27 protein-coding genes are annotated in these 24,562 nt (G+C 70.1%); 21 read left to right on the forward strand and 6 right to left on the reverse strand.

Annotation, left to right across the window (positions count from 1 at the left end; all coding sequences use genetic code 11):
• Positions 1-13: 13 nt before the first annotated feature.
• Entirely contained in the window at positions 14-829 is an 816-nt protein-coding gene (locus ACFY3C_RS15275; protein ID WP_386574063.1) for an aminoglycoside N(3)-acetyltransferase, read from the reverse strand.
• A 207-nt stretch (positions 830-1,036) separates the two neighbouring features.
• Here ACFY3C_RS15275 and ACFY3C_RS15280 point away from each other — a divergent pair, with 207 nt between their 5' ends.
• The 8 genes from ACFY3C_RS15280 to ACFY3C_RS15315 are packed head-to-tail and all read left to right on the forward strand — an operon-like array spanning position 1,037 to position 7,594.
• Positions 1,037-1,780, forward strand: coding sequence for a helix-turn-helix transcriptional regulator (locus ACFY3C_RS15280; RefSeq protein ID WP_390771040.1), 744 nt, complete (start codon positions 1,037-1,039; stop codon positions 1,778-1,780).
• Positions 1,777-3,198 carry a Fe-S cluster assembly protein SufB gene (gene sufB / locus ACFY3C_RS15285; protein WP_386574061.1) on the forward strand — a complete coding sequence of 474 codons (1,422 nt, stop codon included), beginning with the start codon at positions 1,777-1,779 and terminating at the stop codon, positions 3,196-3,198. Before ACFY3C_RS15280 ends, sufB begins: the two co-directional genes overlap by 4 nt.
• 59 nt (positions 3,199-3,257) lie before the next feature.
• The gene (gene sufD, locus ACFY3C_RS15290; protein WP_386574059.1) at positions 3,258-4,442 is read left to right on the forward strand and encodes a Fe-S cluster assembly protein SufD; all 1,185 of its coding nucleotides are present in this window, start codon (positions 3,258-3,260) and stop codon (positions 4,440-4,442) included.
• A complete protein-coding gene (locus ACFY3C_RS15295) occupies positions 4,439-4,756 on the forward strand; it encodes a non-heme iron oxygenase ferredoxin subunit (protein WP_094214788.1) in 318 nt (105 codons plus the stop codon). The genes sufD and ACFY3C_RS15295 overlap by 4 nt, the downstream gene beginning before the upstream one ends.
• 7 nt (positions 4,757-4,763) lie before the next feature.
• Positions 4,764-5,528 (forward strand): Fe-S cluster assembly ATPase SufC, encoded by a 765-nt coding sequence (gene sufC, locus ACFY3C_RS15300; RefSeq protein WP_386574058.1) that lies wholly within the window; start codon positions 4,764-4,766, stop codon positions 5,526-5,528.
• On the forward strand, positions 5,525-6,781 hold the full coding sequence (locus ACFY3C_RS15305) for a cysteine desulfurase (protein WP_386574056.1): 1,257 nt from the start codon (positions 5,525-5,527) through the stop codon (positions 6,779-6,781). The genes sufC and ACFY3C_RS15305 overlap by 4 nt, the downstream gene beginning before the upstream one ends.
• 16 nt (positions 6,782-6,797) lie before the next feature.
• Positions 6,798-7,265, forward strand: a complete 468-nt coding sequence (gene sufU / locus ACFY3C_RS15310; RefSeq protein WP_386574055.1) for a Fe-S cluster assembly sulfur transfer protein SufU — start codon at positions 6,798-6,800, stop codon at positions 7,263-7,265.
• A complete protein-coding gene (locus tag ACFY3C_RS15315) occupies positions 7,262-7,594 on the forward strand; it encodes a metal-sulfur cluster assembly factor (protein WP_145874896.1) in 333 nt (110 codons plus the stop codon). The genes sufU and ACFY3C_RS15315 overlap by 4 nt, the downstream gene beginning before the upstream one ends.
• A 55-nt stretch (positions 7,595-7,649) precedes the next feature.
• Here the strand turns inward: ACFY3C_RS15315 and ACFY3C_RS15320 are convergent, their stop codons facing one another.
• The gene (locus tag ACFY3C_RS15320; protein ID WP_390771041.1) at positions 7,650-8,468 is read right to left on the reverse strand and encodes an AbfB domain-containing protein; all 819 of its coding nucleotides are present in this window, start codon (positions 8,466-8,468) and stop codon (positions 7,650-7,652) included.
• Positions 8,469-8,653: 185 nt separating this feature from the next.
• On the opposite strand from ACFY3C_RS15320, the gene ACFY3C_RS15325 reads away from it, so the two are divergent.
• The 3 genes from ACFY3C_RS15325 to dapD all read left to right on the forward strand — a co-directional run bounded on the left by ACFY3C_RS15325 (position 8,654) and on the right by dapD (position 10,570).
• Positions 8,654-8,974 carry a DMT family transporter gene (locus ACFY3C_RS15325; RefSeq protein WP_386574052.1) on the forward strand — a complete coding sequence of 107 codons (321 nt, stop codon included), beginning with the start codon at positions 8,654-8,656 and terminating at the stop codon, positions 8,972-8,974.
• Positions 8,974-9,510 (forward strand): TetR/AcrR family transcriptional regulator, encoded by a 537-nt coding sequence (locus ACFY3C_RS15330; RefSeq protein ID WP_390771042.1) that lies wholly within the window; start codon positions 8,974-8,976, stop codon positions 9,508-9,510. The genes ACFY3C_RS15325 and ACFY3C_RS15330 overlap by 1 nt, the downstream gene beginning before the upstream one ends.
• A gap of 73 nt (positions 9,511-9,583) precedes the next feature.
• Entirely contained in the window at positions 9,584-10,570 is a 987-nt protein-coding gene (gene dapD / locus ACFY3C_RS15335) for a 2,3,4,5-tetrahydropyridine-2,6-dicarboxylate N-succinyltransferase (protein ID WP_386574050.1), read from the forward strand.
• A 66-nt stretch (positions 10,571-10,636) separates the two neighbouring features.
• Here dapD and ACFY3C_RS15340 read toward each other — a convergent pair whose 3' ends face one another.
• Both ACFY3C_RS15340 and ACFY3C_RS15345 read right to left on the reverse strand, forming a co-directional pair.
• Entirely contained in the window at positions 10,637-10,867 is a 231-nt protein-coding gene (locus ACFY3C_RS15340) for a response regulator transcription factor (RefSeq protein WP_386574049.1), read from the reverse strand.
• A 136-nt stretch (positions 10,868-11,003) separates the two neighbouring features.
• Positions 11,004-11,513 (reverse strand): hypothetical protein, encoded by a 510-nt coding sequence (locus tag ACFY3C_RS15345; protein WP_386574047.1) that lies wholly within the window; start codon positions 11,511-11,513, stop codon positions 11,004-11,006.
• A gap of 138 nt (positions 11,514-11,651) precedes the next feature.
• Between ACFY3C_RS15345 and ACFY3C_RS15350 the strand changes: the two genes are divergently transcribed.
• Positions 11,652-12,209: a SigE family RNA polymerase sigma factor gene (locus ACFY3C_RS15350; protein ID WP_386574046.1), complete on the forward strand. Its 558-nt coding sequence runs from the start codon at positions 11,652-11,654 to the stop codon at positions 12,207-12,209.
• Positions 12,206-13,420: a WD40 repeat domain-containing protein gene (locus ACFY3C_RS15355; protein ID WP_390771043.1), complete on the forward strand. Its 1,215-nt coding sequence runs from the start codon at positions 12,206-12,208 to the stop codon at positions 13,418-13,420. Before ACFY3C_RS15350 ends, ACFY3C_RS15355 begins: the two co-directional genes overlap by 4 nt.
• Here the strand turns inward: ACFY3C_RS15355 and dapA are convergent.
• Complete coding sequence (gene dapA / locus ACFY3C_RS15360) at positions 13,407-14,303, reverse strand: 4-hydroxy-tetrahydrodipicolinate synthase (RefSeq protein ID WP_390771044.1); 897 nt, start codon at positions 14,301-14,303, stop codon at positions 13,407-13,409. The two genes, ACFY3C_RS15355 and dapA, sit on opposite strands and share 14 nt — an antisense overlap.
• A 173-nt stretch (positions 14,304-14,476) precedes the next feature.
• Between dapA and ACFY3C_RS15365 the strand changes: the two genes are divergently transcribed.
• From ACFY3C_RS15365 to ACFY3C_RS15385, 5 genes are all read left to right on the forward strand, one after another.
• Positions 14,477-14,617 (forward strand): hypothetical protein, encoded by a 141-nt coding sequence (locus ACFY3C_RS15365; RefSeq protein ID WP_167444074.1) that lies wholly within the window; start codon positions 14,477-14,479, stop codon positions 14,615-14,617.
• On the forward strand, positions 14,614-15,312 hold the full coding sequence (locus ACFY3C_RS15370; RefSeq protein ID WP_390771045.1) for a hypothetical protein: 699 nt from the start codon (positions 14,614-14,616) through the stop codon (positions 15,310-15,312). The genes ACFY3C_RS15365 and ACFY3C_RS15370 overlap by 4 nt, the downstream gene beginning before the upstream one ends.
• 48 nt (positions 15,313-15,360) lie before the next feature.
• On the forward strand, positions 15,361-15,651 hold the full coding sequence (locus tag ACFY3C_RS15375; RefSeq protein ID WP_386574040.1) for a DUF3618 domain-containing protein: 291 nt from the start codon (positions 15,361-15,363) through the stop codon (positions 15,649-15,651).
• Positions 15,652-15,753: 102 nt separating this feature from the next.
• Entirely contained in the window at positions 15,754-16,362 is a 609-nt protein-coding gene (locus ACFY3C_RS15380; RefSeq protein WP_390771046.1) for an ArsR/SmtB family transcription factor, read from the forward strand.
• 17 nt (positions 16,363-16,379) lie between these two features.
• Positions 16,380-17,117 carry an SRPBCC domain-containing protein gene (locus tag ACFY3C_RS15385; RefSeq protein ID WP_390771047.1) on the forward strand — a complete coding sequence of 246 codons (738 nt, stop codon included), beginning with the start codon at positions 16,380-16,382 and terminating at the stop codon, positions 17,115-17,117.
• 15 nt (positions 17,118-17,132) lie between these two features.
• On the opposite strand, the gene ACFY3C_RS15390 is transcribed toward ACFY3C_RS15385, so the two are convergent.
• Entirely contained in the window at positions 17,133-18,959 is a 1,827-nt protein-coding gene (locus ACFY3C_RS15390; RefSeq protein ID WP_390771150.1) for an endonuclease/exonuclease/phosphatase family protein, read from the reverse strand.
• Between the two features lie 265 nt (positions 18,960-19,224).
• On the opposite strand from ACFY3C_RS15390, the gene ACFY3C_RS15395 reads away from it, so the two are divergent.
• The 3 genes from ACFY3C_RS15395 to ACFY3C_RS15405 all read left to right on the forward strand — a co-directional run bounded on the left by ACFY3C_RS15395 (position 19,225) and on the right by ACFY3C_RS15405 (position 24,516).
• Positions 19,225-20,661: a hypothetical protein gene (locus ACFY3C_RS15395; RefSeq protein WP_390771048.1), complete on the forward strand. Its 1,437-nt coding sequence runs from the start codon at positions 19,225-19,227 to the stop codon at positions 20,659-20,661.
• Positions 20,662-20,979: 318 nt separating this feature from the next.
• Positions 20,980-22,431 carry an alkaline phosphatase PhoX gene (locus ACFY3C_RS15400; protein WP_390771049.1) on the forward strand — a complete coding sequence of 484 codons (1,452 nt, stop codon included), beginning with the start codon at positions 20,980-20,982 and terminating at the stop codon, positions 22,429-22,431.
• A 501-nt stretch (positions 22,432-22,932) separates the two neighbouring features.
• Positions 22,933-24,516 carry a TROVE domain-containing protein gene (locus tag ACFY3C_RS15405; protein ID WP_390771050.1) on the forward strand — a complete coding sequence of 528 codons (1,584 nt, stop codon included), beginning with the start codon at positions 22,933-22,935 and terminating at the stop codon, positions 24,514-24,516.
• Positions 24,517-24,562: the final 46 nt, after the last annotated feature.

Below are 24,562 nucleotides of genomic sequence, written 5' to 3' on the forward strand. Positions count from 1 at the left end.
GGTGCCGAGCCGCTCAGGCGTGGGGGTGCGGGAACTCCTCCTCACGGGGCCGGTGCACGGCCAGCCACCGCTCGGCGTAGGCCACCGCGTCCGCCACCGGGAACAGCCGGGCGTCCGCCGCGCCGACCTTGCCGCGTACGACGGGACGGTCCCGTTCGAAGTCGTGGCCGAGCTCGTCGAAGCGGTCCGAGGTGATCGACACCTCGGTCACCGTCTCCCAGCCGCCGCCCGGTGCCGGCCGGCCGACCGGCACCAGCGGGGACGGTATGCGGTACTCGGCCAGGTGGAAGCTGGTGCAGGCGTCGTAGCCCGCGCCGAGCAGCAGGACCCGGGCACCCAGCCGCTCCAGCCGGGCCAGCGGGCTCTGCTCGCCCAGCCGGCAGTCGGGGGTGTGGCCGTCGACGATCTCCGCGGCGCGGGGCCCGAGCGCGGCGAAGGAGGTCTGCGGGTGGGCGCTGCGCAGGGCACCCGGCCAGGTGCGGACGGTCTCCGGGATCACCCCGACCCCGCGCGAGGGGGTGATCAGCGGGTCGTAGGCGGGCATCGTGGCCCGGATCCTGTCCCACCACTCCTCGGGTACCGGAGGGTTGCCCCACACGGCCGGGTCGGACAGGCCGCCCGACTGGGTGGGCACGACGAGCGTGCCGACGGGGCCGAGCGCGTCGAGGAGTCCCTGGACGACCGCGACGGCGCCTCCGTTGACCCAGCCGAGGGAACTCAGCGAGGAATGCACGAGGAGGATCTCGCCGGTCTCGACACCCAGCAGACGCAGCTGCGTGGAAACCGTGTCGCGGGTGACAAGAGGGCCGGTCGGAGGGGGTGTGGACATGGTTCGGGAGTCTTCCCGACGGGCGTGTGGGGCGCCAGCTCTTTTGCTGTCCCGGCCCTGTTCGGACGACCACCGGACGGCCGGCGAATGATCGATCAGAAGATCATTTCCGCAGGTCAGATTAGGTATGCCTAAGTGACGCAGGGCACCGCCTGATGATCCGGGCCGCGCTTGTCAGGCTCCGAAGAATTACGCAACAATGGCGTTGTGAAAAACGTCGGCGAGGCTCGGGAGACCCCGGTGGGTACCCACCAGGAGGAGTTCGCGACCGGTGAGCGCTCCACGCGCAACCGGGTCGCGCGGTCCATCCTGGACCACGGCCCGTCGACCGTCACCGAACTCGCCGGACGCCTGGGCCTGACCCCGGCGGCCGTACGGCGGCACCTGGACGCGCTGGTCGCGGACGTCGTCGTCGAGGCGCGCGAACAGCGGGTGTACGGCACGCGCACGCGTGGCCGTCCCGCCAAGGTCTTCGCGCTGACGGACTGCGGCCGGGACGCCTTCGACCAGTCGTACGACAAGCTCGCCGCCGACGCCCTGCGCTGGATCGCCGAGCGGGAGGGCGGCGCCGAGGCGGTCGCCGCATTCGCCCGCGCCCGGATCGCCGCCCAGGCGGGCGCGTACCGCAAGGCGATCGAGAGCGTCAGCCCCGACGAGCGCGCAGAAGCGCTGGCCAAGGCCCTGAGCGTGGACGGGTACGCTGCTACGGCGCGCAGCGCACCGGTCGGCGAGCAGCTGTGCCAGCACCACTGCCCGGTCGCCCACGTGGCGGAACAGTTCCCGCAGCTGTGCGAGGCGGAGACGGAGATCTTCGCCGAGCTGCTCGGGACCCACGTCCAGCGACTGGCGACGATCGCGCACGGCGACGGCGTCTGCACGACGTTCATCCCCAAGATTTCCAAGACCAGCGACAACGCATCTGCAAGCACGGCCGGGAGGAACCCCGCATGACTCTCCCCACGGAGACTGCCCACCCCGAACTCGAGGGTCTGGGCAAGTACGAATACGGTTGGGCCGACTCCGACGAGGCCGGTGCCTCTGCGAAGCGTGGTCTGAACGAGGACGTGGTCCGGGACATCTCGGCGAAGAAGTCCGAGCCGGAGTGGATGACCAAGCTCCGCCTCAAGGGCCTGCGCCTCTTCGAGAAGAAGCCCATGCCGAACTGGGGCTCGGACCTCTCGGGCATCGACTTCGACAACATCAAGTACTTCGTGCGCTCCACGGAGAAGCAGGCGGAGTCCTGGGAGGACCTGCCCGAGGACATCAAGAACACCTACGACAAGCTGGGCATCCCCGAGGCGGAGAAGCAGCGCCTCGTGGCCGGTGTCGCGGCCCAGTACGAGTCGGAGGTCGTCTACCACCAGATCCGCGAGGACCTGGAGGAGCAGGGCGTCATCTTCCTCGACACCGACACCGCGCTGAAGGAGCACCCGGAGCTCTTCAAGGAGTACTTCGGCACCGTCATCCCGGTCGGTGACAACAAGTTCGCCTCCCTGAACACCGCCGTGTGGTCGGGCGGCTCCTTCATCTACGTCCCGCCGGGCGTCCACGTGGAGATCCCGCTCCAGGCCTACTTCCGTATCAACACGGAGAACATGGGCCAGTTCGAGCGGACCCTGATCATCGTCGACGAGGGTGCCTACGTGCACTACGTCGAGGGCTGCACCGCCCCGATCTACAAGAGCGACTCCCTCCACAGCGCGGTCGTCGAGATCATCGTCAAGAAGAACGCCCGCTGCCGCTACACGACCATCCAGAACTGGTCGAACAACGTCTACAACCTGGTCACCAAGCGCGCTGTCGCCTACGAGGGCGCGACCATGGAGTGGATCGACGGCAACATCGGCTCCAAGGTGACGATGAAGTACCCGGCCGTGTATCTGATGGGCGAGCACGCCAAGGGCGAGACCCTCTCCATCGCCTTCGCGGGCGAGGGCCAGCACCAGGACGCCGGTTCCAAGATGGTCCACATGGCGCCGAACACCTCGTCCAACATCGTCTCCAAGTCGGTGGCGCGCGGTGGCGGTCGTACGTCCTACCGCGGTCTGGTCGAGATCGGCGAGGGCGCCCACGGCTCCAAGTCGAACGTGCTTTGCGACGCGCTGCTGGTCGACACGATCTCCCGGTCCGACACGTACCCCTACGTGGACGTCCGCGAGGACGACGTGTCCATGGGGCACGAGGCGACCGTCTCCAAGGTCTCCGAGGACCAGCTCTTCTACCTGATGAGCCGCGGTCTGACCGAGTTCGAGGCGATGGCGATGATCGTGCGCGGCTTCGTCGAGCCGATCGCCAAGGAACTTCCCATGGAGTACGCGCTGGAGCTCAACCGGCTGATCGAGCTGCAGATGGAGGGCGCGGTCGGCTGATCACCGGCCCGCAGTCCCCATCAAGCCACTTACGCAAGAAAGCGAGCACTACGACAGCCATGGCTGAGGCTCAGAACATCCCCGTGGGCTCCACCACCGCGGGCCAGATCGCGGTGGCCGCCGAGTCGACCGTCGCCACGCGCATGAGCGCGCCCCCGTCCTTCGACGTCGCGGACTTCCCGGTCCCGCACGGCCGCGAGGAGGAGTGGCGGTTCACTCCGCTGGAGCGCCTGCGCGGGCTGCACGACGGCACCGCCGTCGCGAACGGCGAGGGCGTGAAGGTCACCGTCGAGGCCCCCGAGGGCGTGACCGTCGAGACCGTCGGCCGCGACGACGCGCGCATCGGCAGGGCGGGCACCCCGGTGGACCGCGTGGCCGCCCAGGCGTACTCGGCGTTCGAGCAGGCCGGCGTGGTCACCGTCCCCAAGGAGACGGTGCTCGCCGAGCCGATCCGGATCGCCGTGCACGGTGCGGGCGGGGTCGCGTTCGGCCACCAGGTCATCGAGCTGGGTGCCTTCGCCGAGGCCGTCGTCGTCATCGACCACACCGGTGACGCGGTGCTGGCCGCCAACGTCGACTACATCCTGGGCGACGGCGCCAAGCTGACCGTCGTCTCCGTCCAGGACTGGGACGACAAGGCCGTGCACGTCGGCCAGCACAACGCGCTGGTCGGCCGGGACGCCTCCTTCAAGTCCGTGGTCGTCACCTTCGGCGGCGACCTGGTGCGGCTGCACCCGCGCGTGGAGTACGCCGGCACCGGCGGCGAGGCCGAGCTGCTCGGCCTGTACTTCACCGACGCCGGGCAGCACCAGGAGCACCGCCTGCTGGTCACCCACAACACCCCGCACTGCAAGTCGAACGTCGTCTACAAGGGCGCGCTCCAGGGCGAAGACGCGCACGCGGTGTGGATCGGTGACGTGCTCATCGAGGCCAGGGCCGAGGGCACCGACACCTACGAGATGAACCGCAACCTGGTGCTGACCGACGGCGCGCGGGTCGACTCGGTGCCGAACCTGGAGATCGAGACCGGCGAGATCGTCGGCGCCGGCCACGCCTCCGCGACCGGCCGCTTCGACGACGAGCAGCTCTTCTACCTGATGGCCCGCGGCATCCCGGAGCACGAGGCCCGCCGTCTCGTCGTCCGTGGCTTCTTCGCCGAGCTGGTCCAGCAGATCGGTGTCGCGGACATCGAGGAGCGCCTGCTCGCGAAGATCGAGGAGGAGCTGGAGGCTTCGGTCGCATGACCTTCGTACGCGCCTGTGGGCTGAGCGAGCTGGAGGAGGACACCCCGAAGCGGGTGGAACTCGACGGCACGCCCGTGTCCATCGTGCAGACCGAGGGCGAGGTCTTCGCGATCCACGACATCTGCTCCCACGCGAACGTCTCGCTCTCCGAGGGCGAGGTGGAGGACTGCCAGATCGAGTGCTGGCTGCACGGCTCCAGCTTCGACCTCCGCACCGGCAAGCCGTCCGGCCTTCCCGCGACGCGCCCCGTCCCCGTATACCCCGTAAAGATCGAAGGGGACGACGTGCTCGTCTCCCTCACCCAGGAGTCCTGAGGCACCCATGGCAACGCTTGAAATCCGAGACCTGCACGTCACCGTCGAGGCCGACAACGCCACGAAGGAGATCCTCAAGGGCGTCGACCTCACCGTGAAGCAGGGCGAGACGCACGCCATCATGGGCCCCAACGGCTCCGGCAAGTCGACCCTCGCCTACTCGCTCGCGGGTCACCCGAAGTACACGATCACCAGCGGCACCGTGCTGCTCGACGGCGAGGACGTCCTGGAGATGTCCGTCGACGAGCGTGCCCGCGCGGGCCTGTTCCTGGCGATGCAGTACCCGGTCGAGGTCCCCGGCGTCTCGGTCTCCAACTTCCTGCGCACCTCCGCCACCGCCGTCCGAGGCGAGGCCCCCAAGCTGCGTACCTGGGTGAAGGAGGTCAAGGGGGCCATGGAGCGCCTCAACATGGACCCGGCCTTCGCCGAGCGCAACGTCAACGAGGGCTTCTCCGGCGGTGAGAAGAAGCGCCACGAGATCCTCCAGCTGGAGCTGCTGAAGCCGAAGGTCGCGATCCTCGACGAGACGGACTCCGGTCTGGACGTCGACGCGCTCCGCATCGTCTCCGAGGGCGTCAACCGCGTCCGCGAGACCGGCGAGGTCGGCACCCTGCTGATCACGCACTACACGCGCATCCTGCGCTACATCAAGCCCGACTACGTCCACGTCTTCTCCGCGGGCCGGATCGTCGAGTCCGGCGGTGCCGAGCTCGCCGACAAGCTGGAGGACGAGGGCTACGAGGCGTACACGAAGGGTGGCGCATCCGAGTGACACAGCTGCCGGGCCTCCTCGACACCGAGGCGATCCGTAAGGACTTCCCCGTCCTGGACCGATTGATCCACGACGGCAAGAAGCTCGTGTACCTGGACAACGCGGCGACCTCGCAGAAGCCGCGCCAGGTGCTGGACGCCCTGAGCGAGTACTACGAGCGCTACAACGCCAACGTCCACCGCGGTGTGCATGTGCTCGCCGAGGAGGCCACGGCGCTGTACGAGGGCGCGCGCGACAAGGTCGCCGCGTTCATCAACGCGCCGAGCCGCGACGAGGTGATCTTCACCAAGAACGCCTCCGAGTCGCTGAACCTCGTGGCGAACATGCTGGGCTGGGCCGACGAGCCCTACCGGGTGGACCACGAGACCGAGATCGTCATCACGGAGATGGAGCACCACTCCAACATCGTGCCGTGGCAGCTGCTGGCGCAGCGCACGGGCGCGAAGCTGAAGTGGTTCGGCCTCACCGACGACGGCCGGCTGGACCTGTCCAACATCGACGAGATCATCACCGAGAAGACGAAGATCGTCTCCTTCGTGCTGGTGTCGAACATCCTGGGCACGGTCAACCCGGTCGACGCGATAGTCCGCCGCGCCCAGGAGGTCGGTGCGCTGGTCTGCATCGACGCCTCGCAGGCCGCCCCGCACATGCCGCTGGACGTGCAGGCCCTGCAGGCCGACTTCGTGGCCTTCACCGGCCACAAGATGTGCGGCCCGACCGGCATCGGCGTTCTCTGGGGCCGCCAGGAGCTGCTGGAGGACCTGCCTCCCTTCCTGGGCGGCGGCGAGATGATCGAGACGGTGTCGATGCACTCCTCGACGTACGCCCCGGCCCCGCACAAGTTCGAGGCGGGCACGCCCCCGATCGCCCAGGCGGTCGGTCTCGGTGCCGCGATCGACTACCTGAACTCGATCGGCATGGAGAAGATCCTCGCCCACGAGCACGCGCTCACCGAGTACGCGGTGAAGCGCCTGGCAGAGGTACCGGACCTGAGGATCATCGGCCCGACCACGGCCGAGGACCGCGGGGCGGCGATCTCCTTCACGCTGGGCGACATCCACCCGCACGACGTGGGCCAGGTTCTCGACGAGCAGGGCATCGCGGTCCGCGTCGGTCACCACTGCGCGCGGCCCGTCTGCCTCCGCTACGGAATTCCTGCGACCACGCGAGCGTCGTTCTATCTGTACTCCACGCCGGCCGAGATCGACGCACTGGTCGACGGCCTGGAGCACGTACGGAACTTCTTCGGCTGAAGGGCGTGCTGAAAAGGTGAAGCTGGACTCCATGTACCAGGAAGTCATCCTGGACCACTACAAGAACCCGCACGGGCGTGGTCTGAGGGATGGCGACGCCGAGGTGCACCACGTGAACCCGACGTGCGGCGACGAGATCACCCTTCGCGTGAAGTACGACGGAACGACGATCAGGGACGTCTCGTACGAGGGCCAGGGCTGCTCCATCAGCCAGGCCTCGGCCTCCGTGCTGAACGAGCTCCTCGTCGGCAAGGAACTGGCCGACGCGCAGAAGATCCAGGAGACCTTCCTGGAGCTGATGCAGTCCAAGGGCAAGGTCGAGCCCGACGACGCCATGGAGGAGGTGCTGGAGGACGCGGTCGCGTTCGCCGGTGTCTCCAAGTACCCGGCCCGGGTCAAGTGCGCCCTCCTCAGCTGGATGGCGTGGAAGGACGCGACGGCCCAGGCCCTGGGCGGGGCCGACGCCGAAAGGAAGACGGCATGAGCGACACCGTGGAGACGAAACCGGCCTCGGAGGAGGAGCTCCGCGAGGCCCTGTACGACGTCGTGGACCCCGAGCTGGGCATCGACGTCGTCAACCTCGGCCTGATCTACGGCATCCACATCGACGATGCGAACATCGCGACGATCGACATGACCCTGACCTCGGCGGCCTGCCCGCTGACCGATGTCATCGAGGACCAGGCCAAGTCCGCCACCGACGGCCTGGTGAACGAGCTGCGCATCAACTGGGTCTGGATGCCCCCGTGGGGCCCCGACAAGATCACGGACGACGGCCGGGAGCAGCTCCGGGCGCTCGGGTTCAACGTCTGAGACATCCGCGTACGTGAAGCGGCGGCACCTGCGAGGTGCCGCCGCTTTCGTGTGTTCAGGCGAGCCCGTCCACCAGCAGGAACGCCGAGTCGGCCCGGTACAGGTCGGTGTTCCGGTACGGGTCCAGCCTCAGCTGGAAGTTCTGGTGGCGCAGGAAGCGGCCCGGGTAGTTGACCGACTCCAGCATGGCCGCGCCGGTGAAGGAGGACGGGCGGGGGCAGAACGTGGCGTCCTGCTCGAACAGGCGGGAGCCGTCGTCCTGTTCGGCGCGCAGCAGGAAGTTGCGGTGGCGGAGGTAGTCGCCGTCGGCCGTGGCGAAGGAGTAACAGCGGGCGTCGGACAGCCCCTTGACGAGGGTGAAGGTGGCGGCGCGGCGGGCGGAGGATGAGTCGGCCGGGTCGAGCTTCACGTAGTCGCCGACGACGTGCCAGTAGCGGTCGGGGTAGTTCAGGGAGCGGACGGAGCGCCGGTCGGCGGTGGTCGGCTTCGGGGAACTGCCGTGGCGCGCCGGGGACTTGGCCGGGGTGGGCTTCGAGCCGGCCGGGTGGGTGGGTGTCGGGGACCCGGTCGTGGCGGGTGCTGCCGAGGCCATGCTCGTCCTGCCCTTCGGCGGAGCGGGCGCACTCGCCGAAGGGGAGGCGAAGGAGAGCAGGCCGGGGCCGCTGTCCGTGGAGGCTCCGGCCGTGGGCCGGGTCGTCCGCTGCTCGCGGGTCTGGCCGGTCATGGCTATCGCCGTCACACAGGCCGTGATCGTGGCCACGGCAAGTGCGCCTGCCAGCCAGAGTCTTCGGGTGCCGGGGGCCCGGGAGGTGTCCGGGTTCCAGTCGTTCTCCCAGGGTTGGCGTTGCGGGGAGTGGGGGGTGTTTTCAGGCATGCGGTTCTCCACCGCCGCCCGGGGCGGCGGCCGGGGTGTGTGGGTGACGTGAGTGAAGCGTGAAGCCGAAGTGGTGCCGAGGGGCTGCACATTAGTGGAGCGGGGTGGTGTAGCGAGCGGTTTCTGTGAAACTGAAACTTCCTCGTTGTGTACGCCCGTACACAACGCTGGGTACCCTTGTCCTCATGGGATACCTGTTGCTCGCCGGCGCCATCGCCGCCGAGGTCGCCGCCACGACGGCGATGAAGTACAGCGAGGGCTTCAGCAGGCTCGGACCCTCGCTGGTGACGGCTCTGGGCTACGTCGTCTCCTTCGGGCTGCTCGCCCGGACGCTGAAGACCGTGTCGATCGGCACGGCGTACGCGATCTGGTCCGGGGTGGGCACCGCGACCATCGCCGCCATCGGCCTGATGCTGTTCGGGGAGGGGCTGAGCGCGACCAAGGTCGCCGGGATCCTGCTGATCGTCGGGGGAGTGGTGGTGCTGAACCTGGGCGGGGCGCACTGATGCCCCGCCGTTACGACCCCGAGCGGCGGCAGCGGATCATCGACGCGGCGATCCGGGTCGTGGGGGAGAAGGGCATCGGCGGGCTGAGCCACCGCACGGTCGCCGCCGAGGCGGACGTGCCGCTCGGCTCCACGACCTACCACTTCGCCACCCTGGACGACCTCCTCGTGGCCGCCCTGTGCCAGGCCAGCGAGGGCTTCGCCAAGGTGCTCGACGCCAGTGAGGTGCTGGCCGACACCGACGGTGATCTCGCGGCGAGCCTCGCCCGGATCCTCGGCGAGTGGCTGGGCGGCGACCGGCCGGGTGTCGAGCTGGAGTACGAGCTGTATCTCGCGGCCCTCAGGCGCCCCGCCCTGCGGCCCGTCGCCGCCCAGTGGACCGAGGAGACGGCCGCGCGGCTCGCCGCACGCACCGATCCGGTGACGGCGCGGGCGCTGCTCGCGCTGATGGACGGCATCTGTCTGCAGGTGCTGCTGACGGGCGGTTCGTACGACGAGGAGTACGCGCGCGCCGTGCTGGCTCGGGTGATCCCCTGAACCCGCGCCCGGCACTTGAGACGGCCCCTGTGCGGGTTCGCCCGCACGACCTCCGCCACGTTAGGTTTCCTACATGACCGAGACTGCTTCCCGTACCACCGGCGCCGTCGCCGCCGGCCTCGCCACCCTCGCCTCCGACGGCACCGTTCTCGACACCTGGTTCCCGGCTCCCCAGCTCGTAGCGGCGCCCGGCCCCGCCGGCACCGAGCGCCTCTCCGCCGAGCAGGCCGCCGAGCTGCTCGGCAGCGGCGCCACCGCGGCGATCGGCCCGGACGCCCGCCGGGGCGTCGAGGTAGTCGCGGTCCGTACGGTCATCGCCTCCCTCGACGACAAGCCGCTCGACGCGCACGACGTCTACCTGCGCCTGCACCTGCTCTCGCACCGGCTGGTCAAGCCGCACGGCCAGAACCTGGAGGGCATCTTCGGGCACCTCGCCAACGTCGCCTGGACCTCGCTCGGCCCGGTCGCCGTGGACGACGTCGAGAAGGTGCGGCTGAACGCCCGCGCCGAGGGCCTGCACCTCCAGGTCACCTCGATCGACAAGTTCCCGCGCATGACGGACTACGTCGCCCCGAAGGGTGTCCGCATCGCCGACGCCGACCGGGTCCGCCTCGGCGCGCACCTCGCCGAGGGCACCACGGTCATGCACGAGGGCTTCGTGAACTTCAACGCCGGCACGCTCGGCACCTCCATGGTCGAGGGCCGTATCTCCGCCGGTGTCGTGGTCGGCGACGGCTCGGACATCGGCGGCGGTGCCTCCACCATGGGCACGCTGTCCGGTGGCGGCAGCGTGATCATCTCCATCGGCGAGCGCTGCCTGATCGGCGCCGAGGCGGGTGTCGGTATCGCGCTCGGCGACGAGTGCGTGATCGAGGCCGGCCTGTACATCACCGCGGGTACCCGGGTGACGATGCCCGACGGCCAGATCGTCAAGGCCCGCGAGCTGAACGGCGCCTCCAACATCCTCTTCCGCCGCAACTCGGTCACCGGCGTCGTCGAGGCCCGTCCGAACAACGCGGTGTGGGGCGGTCTGAACGACATCCTGCACAGCCACAACTGACGCAGACGACACAGACGATCAACGGCGGCCGCATCTGCGGCCGCCGTTGCTGTTCGTATGTGTCCGTCACAGACCCAGGGAGATGGCCAGCCGGGTCAGCTCGGCCGTGCTGTTGATGTTGAGCTTGGCCCGGATGCGGCGCAGGTAGGCGTCGACCGTGTGCTTGGAGAGTCCCATGTGGCGGGCGGTCTGCAGGTAGGTGCGGCCGGCCGCGATGTGCCGCAGGGTCTCCCGCTCACGCGGAGCCAGCTCGGGGGCAGGGGCTTCGGCGATGGTGGTGGTGAGAGTGAGGCTCATGGGATTTCCTTCGGCGGGTCGACTCGGTCGTCGCTGCTCGCATCCTCGGAAGCAGTGGGCAAATGTCCGAATCTCGGCTTTTCGCCCTCTTTCTTCGAGTTTGGGATGGTGACGTCATGGCCGTGTCCGCCGACTGTCACAGCCGTGTCACGAGCCCGCCCAGAGCGTTTGCCAGCGCCGTGAAGTCCTCCTCGCGCAGTCCGAGCCGCGGATCGACGTGGTGCAACAGCGCAGGCCCGGGGTGGTGCGCCGCCGCGTAGCCGGCGTCGGCCGGACTCTGCTCGTCGTCCACCCAGACGAAGGGCCGCCCCGCCGCGTACGCCACGATCGCCGCCGTCTTCCAGTGGACCCCGTCCGGCCGCTCGGCGAACAGGTCCGCGCCGAAGTCGACGTACGGCAGCTCGGGCAGGCCGACGACCGGCGCGATCCAGCGGTTGGCCTCCGCCATCCAGGTCGTCGCCCAGCACAGGTCATAGCCGAGCGACAGCAGTGCCGGCCCGTGGGACGGGTTCAGCCAGACCCGCAGGGGGCGGCCCGGGTGCAGGGACGCCCTGATCGTCGTGTAACCCTCGGGGCGGCGTTCCGGCTTGGCCGCGTACGGGTTGAGGGGGCCGTCGACGTCCAGGAACAGCAGGGGGCGGGTCATGGGGGCACCGTACGGCGGCGGGGCCGGGTGATCTTCTTAATTTTCTGTGGCGGGCAGGCATAGCGGCGGGTCGCCCCGCACGTCACATGGGGTACAGGGCCCGGACAGCAGGTCGGCCCGGTGGAAGAGAAGGTGACGATGGATGCCCAAGCGCAGGAGAGTTTTCGACAGTTCGTGGCCGGCAGGTCCTCGGCGCTGCTGAAGACGGCCGTCCTGCTGAGTGGCGGGGACCAGCACGCGGCCGAGGATCTGCTGCAGAACGCGCTGGTCAAGGCGGCCGGGCGATGGCAGCGGATCGACGAACCGGAGCCCTACGTCCGGCGGATCCTCTACCGGCAGCAGGTCAGCCGCTGGCGGCTGAAGTGGCGGCGCCGTGAGGTCACGGTCGCCGAGCTGCCGGAGGCCGCCGCGGCCCCGGACGCGTCCGGCACCGCCGAGCTGCGGCTCGTGCTGCGCACCGCCCTGTCCCGGCTCACCGCGCGCCAGCGCACCGTGCTGGTGCTGCGCTACTTCGAGGACCTGCCCGAGGCCGACGTGGCCCGGCTGCTCGGCTGCTCCGTCGGCACCGTACGGTCCACCACCCACCGCTCCCTGGCCCGGCTGCGCACCCTCGCGCCCGAGCTGGCTGCGCTCGGCCCGGACGGCAACGACCAGCGGCCGTCCCGTGACTTCTCGCCCGTGGAGGTGCGTCCGTGAACGTCGAGCAACTGGTGCGCGACTCCCTGAAGGAGATGGCGGGACACACGCAGCCCGCGTCCGCGAACCTCGCCGACCGGGTGTTCGTGCTGCGCCGCAGGCGTCGTACCCGCCGGATCGCCGCCGTCGCCGCGTCCGCCGCGGCCGTGGTCGCCGTCGCCGTGGGCGTGCCGCTGCTCGACGGCGGCGGCCGGGACGTACGGCCCGCGGCCGTCCCCGACGGCCGGGTCGTGGCCCACCCCGACCAGTCGCCGCCGCGTGAGCTGATCGGCGCCGGCGACGCCGTCATGGCCGGGTACAGCACGACGAAGACCGTGAAACTGCCGAACAAGGACTGGATCTACACCCCGACCTACCGGCTGCTGGATCCCGGGAGCGGCACCTACAAGAAGGACGACCGCTGGTCCTTCGTGACCGTCGCGCCGGGCGCGCGCACGGCCGCCGTGCTGGAGCGCGAGCTGCCCGCCACCCGGGTGGGGCTGCTCGACCTGGCCAGCGGCGAGGTCAAGCGGTGGATCCCGGTGCCGCAGGGCGCCGGCGGGGCCACCTTCTCGCCGGACGGGACCAAGCTGGCCGTCACCACCTACGCCAAGAACCCCGACCGGGCCTACTGGAGCGCCAAGATCGAGGTCAACAGCAAGATGGAGCCGCAGCGGGTGCCCAGCCGGACCGGGTTCACCCTGATCGACGTCGCCTCGGGCGCTGGGCAGTGGCACAAGCTGCCCTTCTGGAAGGACAAAGATGGGCTGGCGGACAACGCACGCACGGATCTGGAGTTCAGTCACGACGGGAAGTACCTCTGGGAACCCCTGACCGAGAACCCGTACCGCAGGTACCACGCCCTCGACGGCGCGGACGTGCGGACGCCCGCCGCGGAGAAGTACCTGATGCCGTACGTCGAGGCCGGCCTCTCGTCCGACGGGAAGTACGCGGCGGGTGACTTCGCCGGACGGGGCAACGAGATCGCCTCCGCCATCATCGACCCGCTCACCGGCAAGATGATCACCAAGGTTCCCGGTCAGCAGCTGCTGGCCTGGGCCGACGGCAAGCGGCTGATCGCCTGGGGCATCGGAGGCGACGGCGACAACGAGTTCCACCAGCGGCTGGTCCTCGTCGCCGTGGGCAGCGACAAGGTGCAGCCGCTCAGCGGCTTCCGCTCGCCGAAGTTCAAGGGCAGCGGCCGCTGGGAACCGCTGTTCACGACCCGCTGACCAGCTCCTCGTACCGCGCCAGCAGCCCGTCGGCCGTCTCCCGGCCGGCGGGCAGCAGCGGTGCCCGCACCGGGCCCGCCGGCAGCCCGAGTTCACCGAGGAGCGCCTTGGCGGTGACCGTGCCGGGCAGGCCCGCGCCCATCATCGCCTCGATCAACGGCGTGGCCCGCAGCTGGAGTTCGGTCGCGCGAGCCGTGTCGCCCGCGTCGAACGCGTCCAGGATGGCTGAGACATGGCCCGGTACGGCGTTGGCGACCGTGCTCACGCAGCCCGCCGCACCCACCGCGTACAGCGCGAGGACATGCTCGTCGCAGCCCGCGTAGTACGCCAACTCCGTGTGCGCCAGCACCTTCTGGGTGCCGAGGAAGTCGTAGGAGCAGTCCTTGACCGCCACGATCCGGGGGTGCGCGGCGAGGCGGATCATCGTCTCCGGCTCGATCCGGGTGCCCGTGCGGCCCGGGATGTCGTAGAGCATCACCGGCAGCCCGCTCGCGTCGGCGACCTGGCGGAAGTGCGCCTCCAGCGACTCCTGCGGCGGCCGGCTGTAGTACGGCGTCACCACCAGCACGCCGTCCGCGCCCGCCTTCCCGGCGGCGAGGGCCAGCTCGATCGTGTGCCGGGTGTCGGCGGTGCCGACGCCGGCGACCAGCGAGATCCCGTCGCCGACCGCCTCCCGCACGGCCGCGATCAGCTCCGCCTTCTCCGCGTCCGTGGTGGTCGGCGACTCGCCCGTGGTGCCGTTCAGCACCAGGCCGTCGCAGCCCTCGGCCACCAGTCGGCCGGCCAGCCGCCGGGCACCCTCCACGTCGAGCGTGCCCGCCTCGGTGAACGGGGTGATCATCGCGCAGAGTGTACGGCCGAAGGGTCGGCGTCGATTCGTCATGGGAGTAGTCTCGGCAGGGCAACGGTGAAGCTCTACTTAATTCTGCTTAGGGATATTGCTAAGTACTCCTGATGAATTGGAGGGGTGGGCGACCGAAGGCCCTATGGGCAATTCCGTCCTTCATGCGTCACCATGGGCCGGGACGGTCATCGATGTCGGTCATGGGAGGCACCATGAAGCTCGGCAAGGCACTGGCCACCGGGGTCGCCGAAGAGCGGCCGCTCGTCCACGAGGAGGAGCCCCGGCTCCCCGAGGAGACAACCCTCAGCGCACCGGCCGAGCCGGCCCGCGAAGAGGTACCGGCGGCCCGATGAGGCTGCGGCTCCCGGCCGAACGCCCGACGGAGCCGCCGACCGGATACAAGATCGCCCGCCCGGTGCTGTCCCAGGACGGCACCCGGGCCGGGTTCACCGGCGTGTCGCTGGGCAGCGCGCTGCCGTACGGCGTGCTCGACGACGCCTCCTGCGTCTACGGGCGCAGACACCGCGCGCCCGCGCGCCTGTGCGATTGCGGCTTCCACTGCGTGCACGACCGCGCGGCCGCCGAGGCCCTGCTGTGCGCGGCGGAACACCGGGCCGCGGTCCTGCTGGAGGTCTCCGTGCTCGGCGCCTACATCCGCTTCGAGCGCGGCTTCCGCTACGCCCGTCAGCGGGTGCGCACGGCGACCGTCGGCCCCTGCGCCTGCGGTGCCACCGCGGTCGCGCTCGCCGCCGACGACGAGTGGGGCAGGCTCGGCTGGCGGGGTCTCGTCCCCGTGTGCGCGGGCTGTGTACGGGGTCGTACGTCCGTCTCGCTCGCCGGATTCGCCCGGCTGGCCGGGGAGGGCCTGCGGGTGGTGGCGGGCGGTGCCGGCAGGCCGGCTCCGAACGCCGGGTTGACGGCCGACGGCGAGCTGGGCGTTCCCGAACTCGTCGCGGAGGCCGCCCTGTTGCAGGCCCGGCTCGACTGGTTCCAGACCCAACTCGCACGGCTCGGCGACCGCGGGGCCGGGGGAGTGGAGCACGACTGACGTTCTTCGGTGGGGGTACCCGGATGTGATCAGGGAAAGGGCACACCGATGAAGCACAGGATCCCGCACGGCTCGGGCGCCAAGGGCCCCGACGAGCTGCGGCACCAGTTCGAACAGACCCGCAGCCGGCTCGGCCACAGTGTCGCCCAGTGGAAGGACAGGGCCGACGTGAAGGGCCGGGCGTCCACCCGGGCCGCCGACCTCAAGGACAAGGCCGGCGCCATGACCGTCCAGCTGCGGACGAGCGCCGCCGCACACCCGCGCCCCCTGCTGATCGCGGGCGCGGCAGGTGCCGCCGCCCTGGCCACGGCAGGCGTGCTGCGCCGACGGCACCACTGACCGCGCCCCGGCCCACAGCGGCTCAAGGGTTCTTCCGCGCACCCTCGCACCGACAACTCTGTCCTCCTGGACAAAAAAAGTTTTCGGTGCGAGGGTGGAGGCATGCTGGACGTGACCGTGATCGAGGACCCCGAGGCGGCGGCCGTATCGCTCGACCCGATACGAGCCCGGCTGCTCGCCGAACTGGCCGCCGGACCCGCGTCGGCCGCGATGCTGGCCGGCAAGGTCGGACTGCCCCGGCAGAAGGTGAACTACCACCTCAAGGCGCTGGAGCGGCATGGCCTGGTCGAGCTGGCCGGGGAGCGCCGCAAGGGCAACGTCACCGAGCGGCTGATGCGCGCGACCGCCGCGTCGTACGTCATCTCGCCCACCGCGCTCGCCCCCGTGCAGCCGGACCCGGAGCGCTTCCGTGACCAGCTCTCCGCGCGCTGGCTGCTGGCGCTCGGCGCCCGCCTGGTGCGGGACGTCGGCGCGCTGATCACCGGCGCCGAAAGGGCCCGCAAACGGCTGGCGACCTACGCCCTGGACGGCGAGGTCCGCTTCGCCTCCGCGGCCGACCGCGCGGCCTTCGTAAAGGAGCTGACGGCGGGCGTGAGCGCTCTGATCGGCAAGTACGACGCCCCCGACGCCGAGGGCGGCCGCGACCACCGGATCGTCGTCGCCCTCCACCCCACGGTCAAGGACCAGCCCACCCCCGAACCGGACCGGTAAGCAGCAGGAGCCCCATCATGTCCAAGGAATTCGAGATCGTCCGCGAGTTCGAGGTCGACGTCCCGCCCGAGAAGGTGTGGGAGGCGGTCACCACCGGAACCGGCGGCTACCTCTGGCCGATGGACCCGCCCGAGCCCCGGGTGGGCGGCAGCGGGCCCTTCGGGTCCACCGTCACCGCCTGGGATCCGCCCCACCACTACACGAACCGCAGTGAGGATGTCGGCTTCCCGGTCCAGTCGGTCAACCAGCTCGACTACACGATCGAGCCCCGCGACGAGGGCCGCCGCGCCTGGGTGCGCTATGTGCACAGCGGCATCTTCACCGACGACTGGAACAACCAGTACGACGGCGCGAGCAAGCACACCAACTTCTACCTGCACACCCTGTGCGAGTACCTCACGCACTTCGCGCCTCGCCCGGTCACCTTCGCCCAGCTGGCGGGGCCCGCGGCCTCGCAGTCCCCGCGGGCGCTCGCTGCCGTCGGCCACGCGCTCGGCCTGGCGGACGACACGGCCGCGGGCACGAAGGTCGGCGTCCAGGGGCCCGGCGGGCAGACCCTGGACGCGGTACTCGACTACCGCAACCCGTACTTCATCGGGCTGCGCACCGACAACGCCCTCATCCGCTTCTTCGGACGCGGCCACTGGGGCGCGCCGCTCGGCATCAGCGTCCACGACTTCGCGCCGGACGCCGACGCCCAGGCGAACGAGACCGCCTGGCAGGACTGGCTGAACGGCGTGTTCGGCCAGTCCTGAGGTCCCCGGACCGGGTTACGGGCGGAACCGCAGCACCTGCGGGTCGTGGTCGGAGATCTGGTCGTTGAACTCCGAGTTGATGTGCACGGAGTCGTACTCGAAGTCGCAGCCGCGCCGGATCGAGGGGCTCACCAGGATCTGGTCCAGGACCTGCTGGTTGCCCTGGTAGTCGTAGGTGTAACGCTCGCTCTTCGGCAGCGTCTTGATCGCCGACCACAGCTCGCCGTCGCCCTCGAGGATCTTCGCGGTCTCGGAGAACTCGAAGTCGTTCATGTCGCCGAGCGCGATGACGTTCGCGTTCTTCTGCACGGACAGGATGTCCTTGACGAAGGTGTTCACCTCGGTCGCCTGCGCGTGGCGCTGGATCTCCGAGCTGCGTACCGGCGGCTGGTACTGCGAGGTCAGACCCTGGTCGCCGCCCTTGGAGTTGAGGTGGTTGGCGATCACGAACACGGTCTTGCCACGGAAGACGAACTCGCCGGCCAGCGGCTTGCGGCTGCTCTTCCAGGCCGCGTTGTCCGGGTCGATCCGGCCCGGCGAGACCGTCAGCTGAGCCTTGCCGTTCACCTTGGTGACGCCGACGGCGGTGGTGGAGTCGCCGCCCGCGCGGTCCACGAAGGACACCCGCTCGGGGTTGAACAGGAACACCTGGCGGATGTTGCCGCCGGGCTCGCCGCCGTCCTGGTCGTTGACCGGGTTGATCGAGCGCCAGTCGTACTTCGGGCCGCCCGCCGCGACGATCGCGTCGATCAGCTTGTTCACGGTCTCGTTCGCGTCGACCGTGCCGTCGTCCTTGGCGCCGTTGTTGTCCTGGATCTCCTCCAGGGACACGATGTCGGGCGACTGCAGGTTGTTCACGATCGCGGCGGCGTGCTTGTCGAAGGTCGCGTCCGACGGGTCGAGGTTCTCGACGTTGTAGGTCGCCACCGCCAGCTCGCGGCTCGACTGCTTCTGCGTGGTCTCGCGCTCCAGACCGCCGCTCTCCAGCGTGCCGAGCTTGCTCGCGACCAGGGTGTAGCCGCCGTACTGGTTGAAGTCCAGGGGGCCGGTGGTGGCGCCCTCCAGGGTGTCGCCGACGTTCGCCTTCGGGAAGTCGGCGGTCGAGCCCAGCGACTGGATCTGCATCCGGCCGGTGTTCTGGGACGCGTAGGAGCCGTAGACCGTGCCGCCGCGGCGGTTGCGGTGCTCCCACGGCTTCACCGTGACCCACAGCTCGCTGTACGGGTCGGTCGCGGTGACCACACGGGCGTCCTCGACCTGGACGTTCATGCCCTCCAGGGACTCGTAGTAGTCCAGGGCGTACGCCGACGGGTCGAGGGTCAGGCCGTTGACCGAGCCGGCGGCGGCGGTGTCGCCCTGCGGGGCGTACGCGTCCGGCACCGAGTCCTCGTCGACCACGACCGGCGCCGGGACCGCGTTGCCCGTGGAGACGGTGGTGATCGTCGGCTTGGTGATCTCCGTCAGCGACTGGTTGCCGGAGGAGGCACCGCCCGGGACGTACTCGGAGACCGTGCCGGTCACCGTGACCGAGTCGCCGACGGCGACCTTCGGCGTGGAGCTGGTGAAGACGAACACGCCCTCACTGGTGGCCGGGTTGTCGTCCGGGTTCGGGTCCTGGATCCAGAAACCCTTGGAGGAGCCATAGGTGCGGGTGGCCGTGACGATGCCGGGCACGTCCGTGACCTTCTGGCCCGCGAACGGCGATATCCGGGTCGTGCCCTGGACGTCGTGGATACGCACCGAGTCGGCGTGCGCGGGCGAGGTGAGGACGACGGCCGACGCGGCGGAACAGACGGCGGCGACGGTGAGCGCGGCGAGGCGCGCGGAAGACCTGCTCGGCAAGGGGATCCCTCCGGGGGCGTACATGAGCGCCGGGACGAGGTGGTGACGGAAGCGTGCGGGCATGTAGCCCTGTGTGACACGCGTAGAGCCGAGTGAACAGTTGTCCCCCCAACTTCTACGCGCGTCAATCTCCTGCCTGGGCCCGGGAGTTGTCAAGGTTTCGGCCATGTACGAGATCTGACGGAGACATGAACCGGGCGGCATGGGTGGAAATCCGTCTAGGCTGAGCGGTCGAGTCCTTTCACGGCCCGAGGAGAACCAGCCGATGTCAGACAGCTCCCCCCTGCCGCCCGTACGGCTGCACCCCGAAGCGGAGCTGGCGCGCGCCGCGCTGTCCACGCCGTTGCTCTCCCGCGCCGCCCGCCTCGCCCGCTGGGCCGGACCCGACACCCGGGTGGACGCCGGCGGCGGACTGGTGGAGGAACAGCTTCCGGCCGCCGCCGAACTGCTCGGACTGAGCGGGGAGGACGCCGCCGCGTACGCGAGCGAGGCCTGGCGGGTGGCCGTGGACGCCGCACTGGTCGAGATCACCGACGAGGAAGCCGGGACCGTGGCGGCCGGGGAGGAGCTGGCGCTGCTCACCGGCGGCTCCCCGCAGGACGTGCTCACCGTCTGGCTCTCCGCCCTGGAGACCGTCGTCGCGGACGCGAGCGTGCCCGACCTGGACGATCTGGTCGACGCGATGGACGAGGGCGGCGAGGTCGATTTCTCGTCACTCGACTGGGACCCGGAGGCCGAGGCGGAGTTCCTCGACGGCGTCCTCGGCAACCTCTACTTGCTGACCGTCAGTGAGGACGGCTCCGGCGACGCTCCGGTCCCGCTGCCCGCCCTCGCCGCCTCGATGATCGTCCCCAGCGACATGGGCGAGCCCACCAACGACGTCCTGGAACAGGTCTCCGACGCGATGATGCGCCTCGACGACCAGTTCCGGATGCTGGAGCCGGTCGGTCTGGTGGAGTACCAGCCGGTGGACGAGGCGCTGATGGCGGACATCGAGGGCGCTGCGGAAGAGCCCGCGGCGCCGGTGGACGACACCGACGTCTCCCGCTACGGCATGGTCCGGCTGACCCCGCTCGGCGCCTACGGGCTGCGGGCGCGGCTGCTGGACGCCGGGTTCGAGGCGCCCGCGGTCGGTGAACTCGCCGACAAGGGCGCCGACGTGCTGCTCGACGGCACCGCCCACTTCGGGCAGTCCGCCGCCCAGGCCGAGACCGAGCAGTGGGTGGCCCGGCGGGAACCGCTCGCCGCGGCACGGGAGTTGCTGGCCGCGGCGCGGGGTGCCGACGCCGGGGCGCCGTTGCGCAGGCTGCGCTGCCAGCAGGCGCTGTCCCTCGTCGGCCTGGAGGCCGAGGCCGCGCTGCGGGAGGTGCTGGACGACCCCGAGCTGGGCGGGCTCGCCCGCGTGTGGCTGAGCGAGCGCGGCGCCTCCGACGTGCCCGCGCCCTCGCAGGAGCTGGTGTTCTGGCTGACCGTCGACACGCTGGCCGCGCAGCTCCAGGCCGAGGGGAACTCCGAGGAACTGCGGGCGCTGGTGGAGGGGCTCGCCGAACAGCACAGCGGGTTCTTCGCGGCGGCCTGGCGGGTGGAGCACCCCGACACCGCGGACGTGCTGGAGGCGATGGGGCGGCTGCACCCGGACAAGAAGGTGGCGAAGGAAGCGCGCAAGGCCGCCTTCAAGGCGCGGTCGGCGCAGGGGGGTTGAGCGGCCCGCCGATCGCGGACGGTTCGGCACCGCCTGATGGCGATGGCGACAGCGATGGCGACGGTGATGGCGACGGCGTGACCGATCGTCGTTTCGCGGTTTCGCCGTTTCGCCGTCACGGCGGAGACGAGCTGGTGACGCCGGGGAAGAACAGGGCCGGCGTTTTGGGCGGCCATGGCTCTGTGTATACGGATTCATGGAACAGGGGTCTCTGAAGTAGCCGGGTGTTCAACCGCCGTTCAAAAGGTGGCGCGAGTGTGAGCGCCGCAACGAGGTCGCCACCCTCCACCCGGCACGCCCACCGTCACAGGAGACACCATGTCGCTCAGCCGCAGGGACTTCGCCAGGAAATCCGCGATCACCGGTGCCGGAGTCGCGCTGGCGGGCAGCGTCGGCGCCCTGGCCACCGCTCCGAACGCCCTCGCCGCCACGGACGACGTCGAGACCGTGGACGGCGCGTCGGCGCACGGGCACCACGGCGTCGGCTACGGCCCGCTGGTCCCGGACCCGGACGGCATCCTCGCGCTGCCCGAGGGCTTCACGTACCGGGTCATCACCTACAGCGGCAGGACCAAGCTGGAGTCGGGTGAATTCACCCCGTCCAACCACGACGGCACCTCCACCTTCGAGGGCCCCCGCGGCGCCACCCTCCTCGTCAACAACCACGAGCTGAAGGGCCCGCGCTCCGGCTGGAAGTACCCGGTCCCGCTCACCGAGGGCCTCGTCTACGACCCCGCCGCCTCCGGTGGCTGCACGGTCGTCGAGGTGCGCCGCGACCACGTCGCCGAGTGGGTCGGCATCGCCGGCACCTCCACCAACTGCGCGGGCGGCAACACCCCGTGGGGCACCTGGCTGACCTGCGAGGAGACCGAGGACAAGGCCGGCCAGAACGGTATGACCAAGGACCACGGCTACGTCTTCGAGGTCGACCCCGAGGACCGCCGGGCCAACCGCGACCCCAAGCCCATCAAGGCGCTCGGCCGCTACGCCCACGAGGCCGTCGTCGTCGACCCCAAGCGCGGCCACCTGTACCTCACCGAGGACGCGGCCGGCCCCAACGGCCTGCTCTACCGCTGGACCCCGCCGGAGGGCTACCGCCACGGCCGCGGCAAGCTGCGCACCCTCGCCGACGACGCGGGCGTCCTGCAGGCATTCAAGTGCTTCGACTCCGGCGGCAAGTTCGTCGACGACCTCTCCCGCGCGACGAAGATCGGCACCGTCTACGGCGTCGACTGGGTGGACGTCCCGGACCGCGACGCGAAGACGACCTCCGTCCGCAAGCAGTTCACCGAGGGCCAGGTCACCCGCGCCCGCAAGCTCGAGGGCATGTGGTGGGGTGACGGCGGCGCCTACATCGTCTCCTCCTTCGCCCGCACCGAGAGCCCCGTCCAGCACGACGGCGCCGTCTGGTTCTACGATCCCAAGCGCCGCACCCTGACCCTCAAGGTCCTCCTCGGCGTCAACGCCGACCCGTCCGCCGACAACGGCAACTTCGACGGCCCGGACAACATCACCGTCTCCCCGTACGGCGGCCTGGTCATCGCCGAGGACGGCGAGGGCATCCAGCACCTGTTCGGCGCCACCGAGAGCGGCCGCACCTACCCGATCGCCCGCAACGACCTGAACATCGGCACCGCGGATAAGCCCGAGTACAGCGAGTTCACCGGCGTCACCTTCTCGCCCGACGGCCGCACTCTGTTCGCCAACATCCAGGAGCCCGGCATCATGGTCGCCATCACCGGCCCCTGGAAGCGGCAGAAGTGCGCCTGACGTCCGCGCGGTAATTAATTCGCTCGCTCGTCCCGCGGCTCCCCTCCTAGAGTGATCCTCGTCCAGGTGCGACAGGCAGGACCTACTTCCACTCTTAATGGGGAGGCCGCGGGTTCGAGTCCCGCCACCGGCTCCACGGGCCGGTGTAGCTCAGACGGCAGAGCACCAACCGTCGGTTCCGCCGACCTCGATCTCTGGACACCGAAAACTTCATGCACCTCCCGGTGCGCAGGCTGCGGTTACTTCTTTTGCAAAGAGAATCCATGACCGCCGCCGAATTGATCTCGGGAGGCGCAGCACATGGTGGGTGTCCGGTGCGCAGGCAGCGGTTACTTCAATGGGACCAGACGGTTGCGGGTTCGACTCCCGTCATCGACTTCGGGTCGGTGTAGCTCAATGGGTAGAGCATCTGACTAAAGTCCGTCGCCGACTCCCGATCTCGGGCACCCTCCATTTGCTGTGCCTCCCTCCGAAACACGAACGAATTCGGGGGAATTCACCATGGCGCGATTCAACACGCGTGCCACCAAGGCGCAGCTGAAGTCGGCGGTGACGTCGACGGGCCGCATCCTGCGGACCTACGAGGGCGGCCGGGGCCAGGAGCGCGATCCGCGCTCCGAGCTTTTCCTGCTGGCGGTATCGCACTTCCTCGGGGACACCTTCTACGAGAACGCCGAGGACCGCGACGACCGGTTCACCCGCCTGCTCCGCGACCTCGCCGTCAGTGACCCGGAGTGGACGGCCGGACTGCTCGGCTGGCTGCGCGGTGAGGGCAACATGCGGACGGCCTCGATCGTGGGCGCCGCCGAGTACGTGCACGCCCGGCTGACCGCGGGCGCCACCGACGGCCCGTCCAACCGGCAGGTCGTGGCATCCGTACTGCAGCGCCCGGACGAGCCGGGCGAGCTGCTCGCGTACTGGACGGCGACGTACGGCCGCGCCGTCCCCAAGCCGGTCAAGCGCGGTGTCGCCGACGCCGTACGACGGCTGTACCACGCCAAGTCGCTGCTCAAGTACGACACCGCGTCCAAGGGCTACCGCTTCGCCGACATCCTCAACCTGGTGCACGCGTCGCCGGACGCGGACAAGCCGTGGCAGGGCGACCTGTTCCGGTACGCGCTCGACCGGCGGCACAACCCGGACACCGCCGTGCCGCCCGCATCGAGCCCGGTGCTCACCGCGCACCGCGAGCTGATGGCACTGCCCGTCGAGCAGCGGCGGGCGGTCGTCACCGCGCCCGGCGGCGCCGAGCGGCTGGCGGCGGCCGGTATCACCTGGGAGGCGCTGGCCGGCTGGCTGCAGGGCCCGATGGACAAGGCGGCCTGGGAGGCCGTGATCCCGTCCATGGGCGCGATGGCGCTGGTCCGCAACCTGCGGAACTTCGACGGGGCGGGGGTCTCGGACGAGGTCGCCGCCCAGGTCGCGGCGAAGATCAGCGACCCGCAGCAGGTGGCTCGTTCGCGGCAGTTCCCCTTCCGCTACCTGGCCGCCTACCGGCACGCGCCCTCGCTGCGCTGGGCGTACCCGCTGGAGCAGGCGCTCGGTCACTCGCTGGCCAACGTGCCCGCGCTGCCGGGCCGGACGCTGGTGCTGGTCGACCGGTCGGGCTCGATGTTCTGGTCTCCGGTGTCCGAGCGCGCCCAGCTCACCCGGGCCGACGCGGCGGCGATCTTCGGCACCGCGCTCGCGCTGCGGGCGGCGGACGCCGACCTGGTCGAGTTCGGCTCGACCAGCGCGAAGGTGGAGTTCCGCAAGGGCGAGTCGGTGCTGAAGATCCTGGAGCGCTTCGGCAACCTCGGCGGCACCGACACCACGGAGGCGGTGCGCCGGCACTACAAGAAGCACGACCGGGTGCTGATCGTCACCGACGAGCAGTACTCCCCGCACCAGCAGGGTGACCCGACCGCCCAGATCCCGTCCCGTGTCCCGGTCTACACCTGGAACCTGGAGGGCTACCGGGCGGGCCACGGGCCGTCGGGCACGGACAACAGGCACACCTTCGGCGGCCTTTCGGACTCGGCCTTCCGGATGGTGTCCCTGCTGGAGGACGCTCGTGACTCCCGCTGGCCGTGGCAGGCCGCCTGACCAGCGGCCGGTTGTGATCGTGGCCCGCACTTCCGCCGGGGGTGCG

The sequence above is a fragment of the Streptomyces sp. NPDC001410 genome, from assembly GCF_042895235.1.
Lineage (GTDB): Bacteria > Actinomycetota > Actinomycetes > Streptomycetales > Streptomycetaceae > Streptomyces.

Coding starts and splice junctions, on each gene's coding strand:
- dapA (WP_390771044.1), bottom strand. CDS start 14,303: ATGACGAATCGACGCCGACCCTTCGGCCGTACACTCTGCGCGATGATC.
- ACFY3C_RS15320 (WP_390771041.1), bottom strand. CDS start 8,468: ATGCCTGAAAACACCCCCCACTCCCCGCAACGCCAACCCTGGGAGAAC.
- ACFY3C_RS15315 (WP_145874896.1), top strand. CDS start 7,262: ATGAGCGACACCGTGGAGACGAAACCGGCCTCGGAGGAGGAGCTCCGC.
- ACFY3C_RS15395 (WP_390771048.1), top strand. CDS start 19,225: ATGTCAGACAGCTCCCCCCTGCCGCCCGTACGGCTGCACCCCGAAGCG.
- ACFY3C_RS15325 (WP_386574052.1), top strand. CDS start 8,654: ATGGGATACCTGTTGCTCGCCGGCGCCATCGCCGCCGAGGTCGCCGCC.
- ACFY3C_RS15375 (WP_386574040.1), top strand. CDS start 15,361: ATGAAGCACAGGATCCCGCACGGCTCGGGCGCCAAGGGCCCCGACGAG.
- sufC (WP_386574058.1), top strand. CDS start 4,764: ATGGCAACGCTTGAAATCCGAGACCTGCACGTCACCGTCGAGGCCGAC.
- ACFY3C_RS15400 (WP_390771049.1), top strand. CDS start 20,980: ATGTCGCTCAGCCGCAGGGACTTCGCCAGGAAATCCGCGATCACCGGT.
- sufD (WP_386574059.1), top strand. CDS start 3,258: ATGGCTGAGGCTCAGAACATCCCCGTGGGCTCCACCACCGCGGGCCAG.
- sufB (WP_386574061.1), top strand. CDS start 1,777: ATGACTCTCCCCACGGAGACTGCCCACCCCGAACTCGAGGGTCTGGGC.
- dapD (WP_386574050.1), top strand. CDS start 9,584: ATGACCGAGACTGCTTCCCGTACCACCGGCGCCGTCGCCGCCGGCCTC.
- ACFY3C_RS15365 (WP_167444074.1), top strand. CDS start 14,477: ATGAAGCTCGGCAAGGCACTGGCCACCGGGGTCGCCGAAGAGCGGCCG.
- ACFY3C_RS15345 (WP_386574047.1), bottom strand. CDS start 11,513: ATGACCCGCCCCCTGCTGTTCCTGGACGTCGACGGCCCCCTCAACCCG.
- ACFY3C_RS15350 (WP_386574046.1), top strand. CDS start 11,652: ATGGATGCCCAAGCGCAGGAGAGTTTTCGACAGTTCGTGGCCGGCAGG.
- ACFY3C_RS15405 (WP_390771050.1), top strand. CDS start 22,933: ATGGCGCGATTCAACACGCGTGCCACCAAGGCGCAGCTGAAGTCGGCG.
- ACFY3C_RS15380 (WP_390771046.1), top strand. CDS start 15,754: ATGCTGGACGTGACCGTGATCGAGGACCCCGAGGCGGCGGCCGTATCG.
- ACFY3C_RS15330 (WP_390771042.1), top strand. CDS start 8,974: ATGCCCCGCCGTTACGACCCCGAGCGGCGGCAGCGGATCATCGACGCG.
- ACFY3C_RS15370 (WP_390771045.1), top strand. CDS start 14,614: ATGAGGCTGCGGCTCCCGGCCGAACGCCCGACGGAGCCGCCGACCGGA.
- ACFY3C_RS15340 (WP_386574049.1), bottom strand. CDS start 10,867: ATGAGCCTCACTCTCACCACCACCATCGCCGAAGCCCCTGCCCCCGAG.
- ACFY3C_RS15385 (WP_390771047.1), top strand. CDS start 16,380: ATGTCCAAGGAATTCGAGATCGTCCGCGAGTTCGAGGTCGACGTCCCG.
- ACFY3C_RS15295 (WP_094214788.1), top strand. CDS start 4,439: ATGACCTTCGTACGCGCCTGTGGGCTGAGCGAGCTGGAGGAGGACACC.
- ACFY3C_RS15275 (WP_386574063.1), bottom strand. CDS start 829: ATGTCCACACCCCCTCCGACCGGCCCTCTTGTCACCCGCGACACGGTT.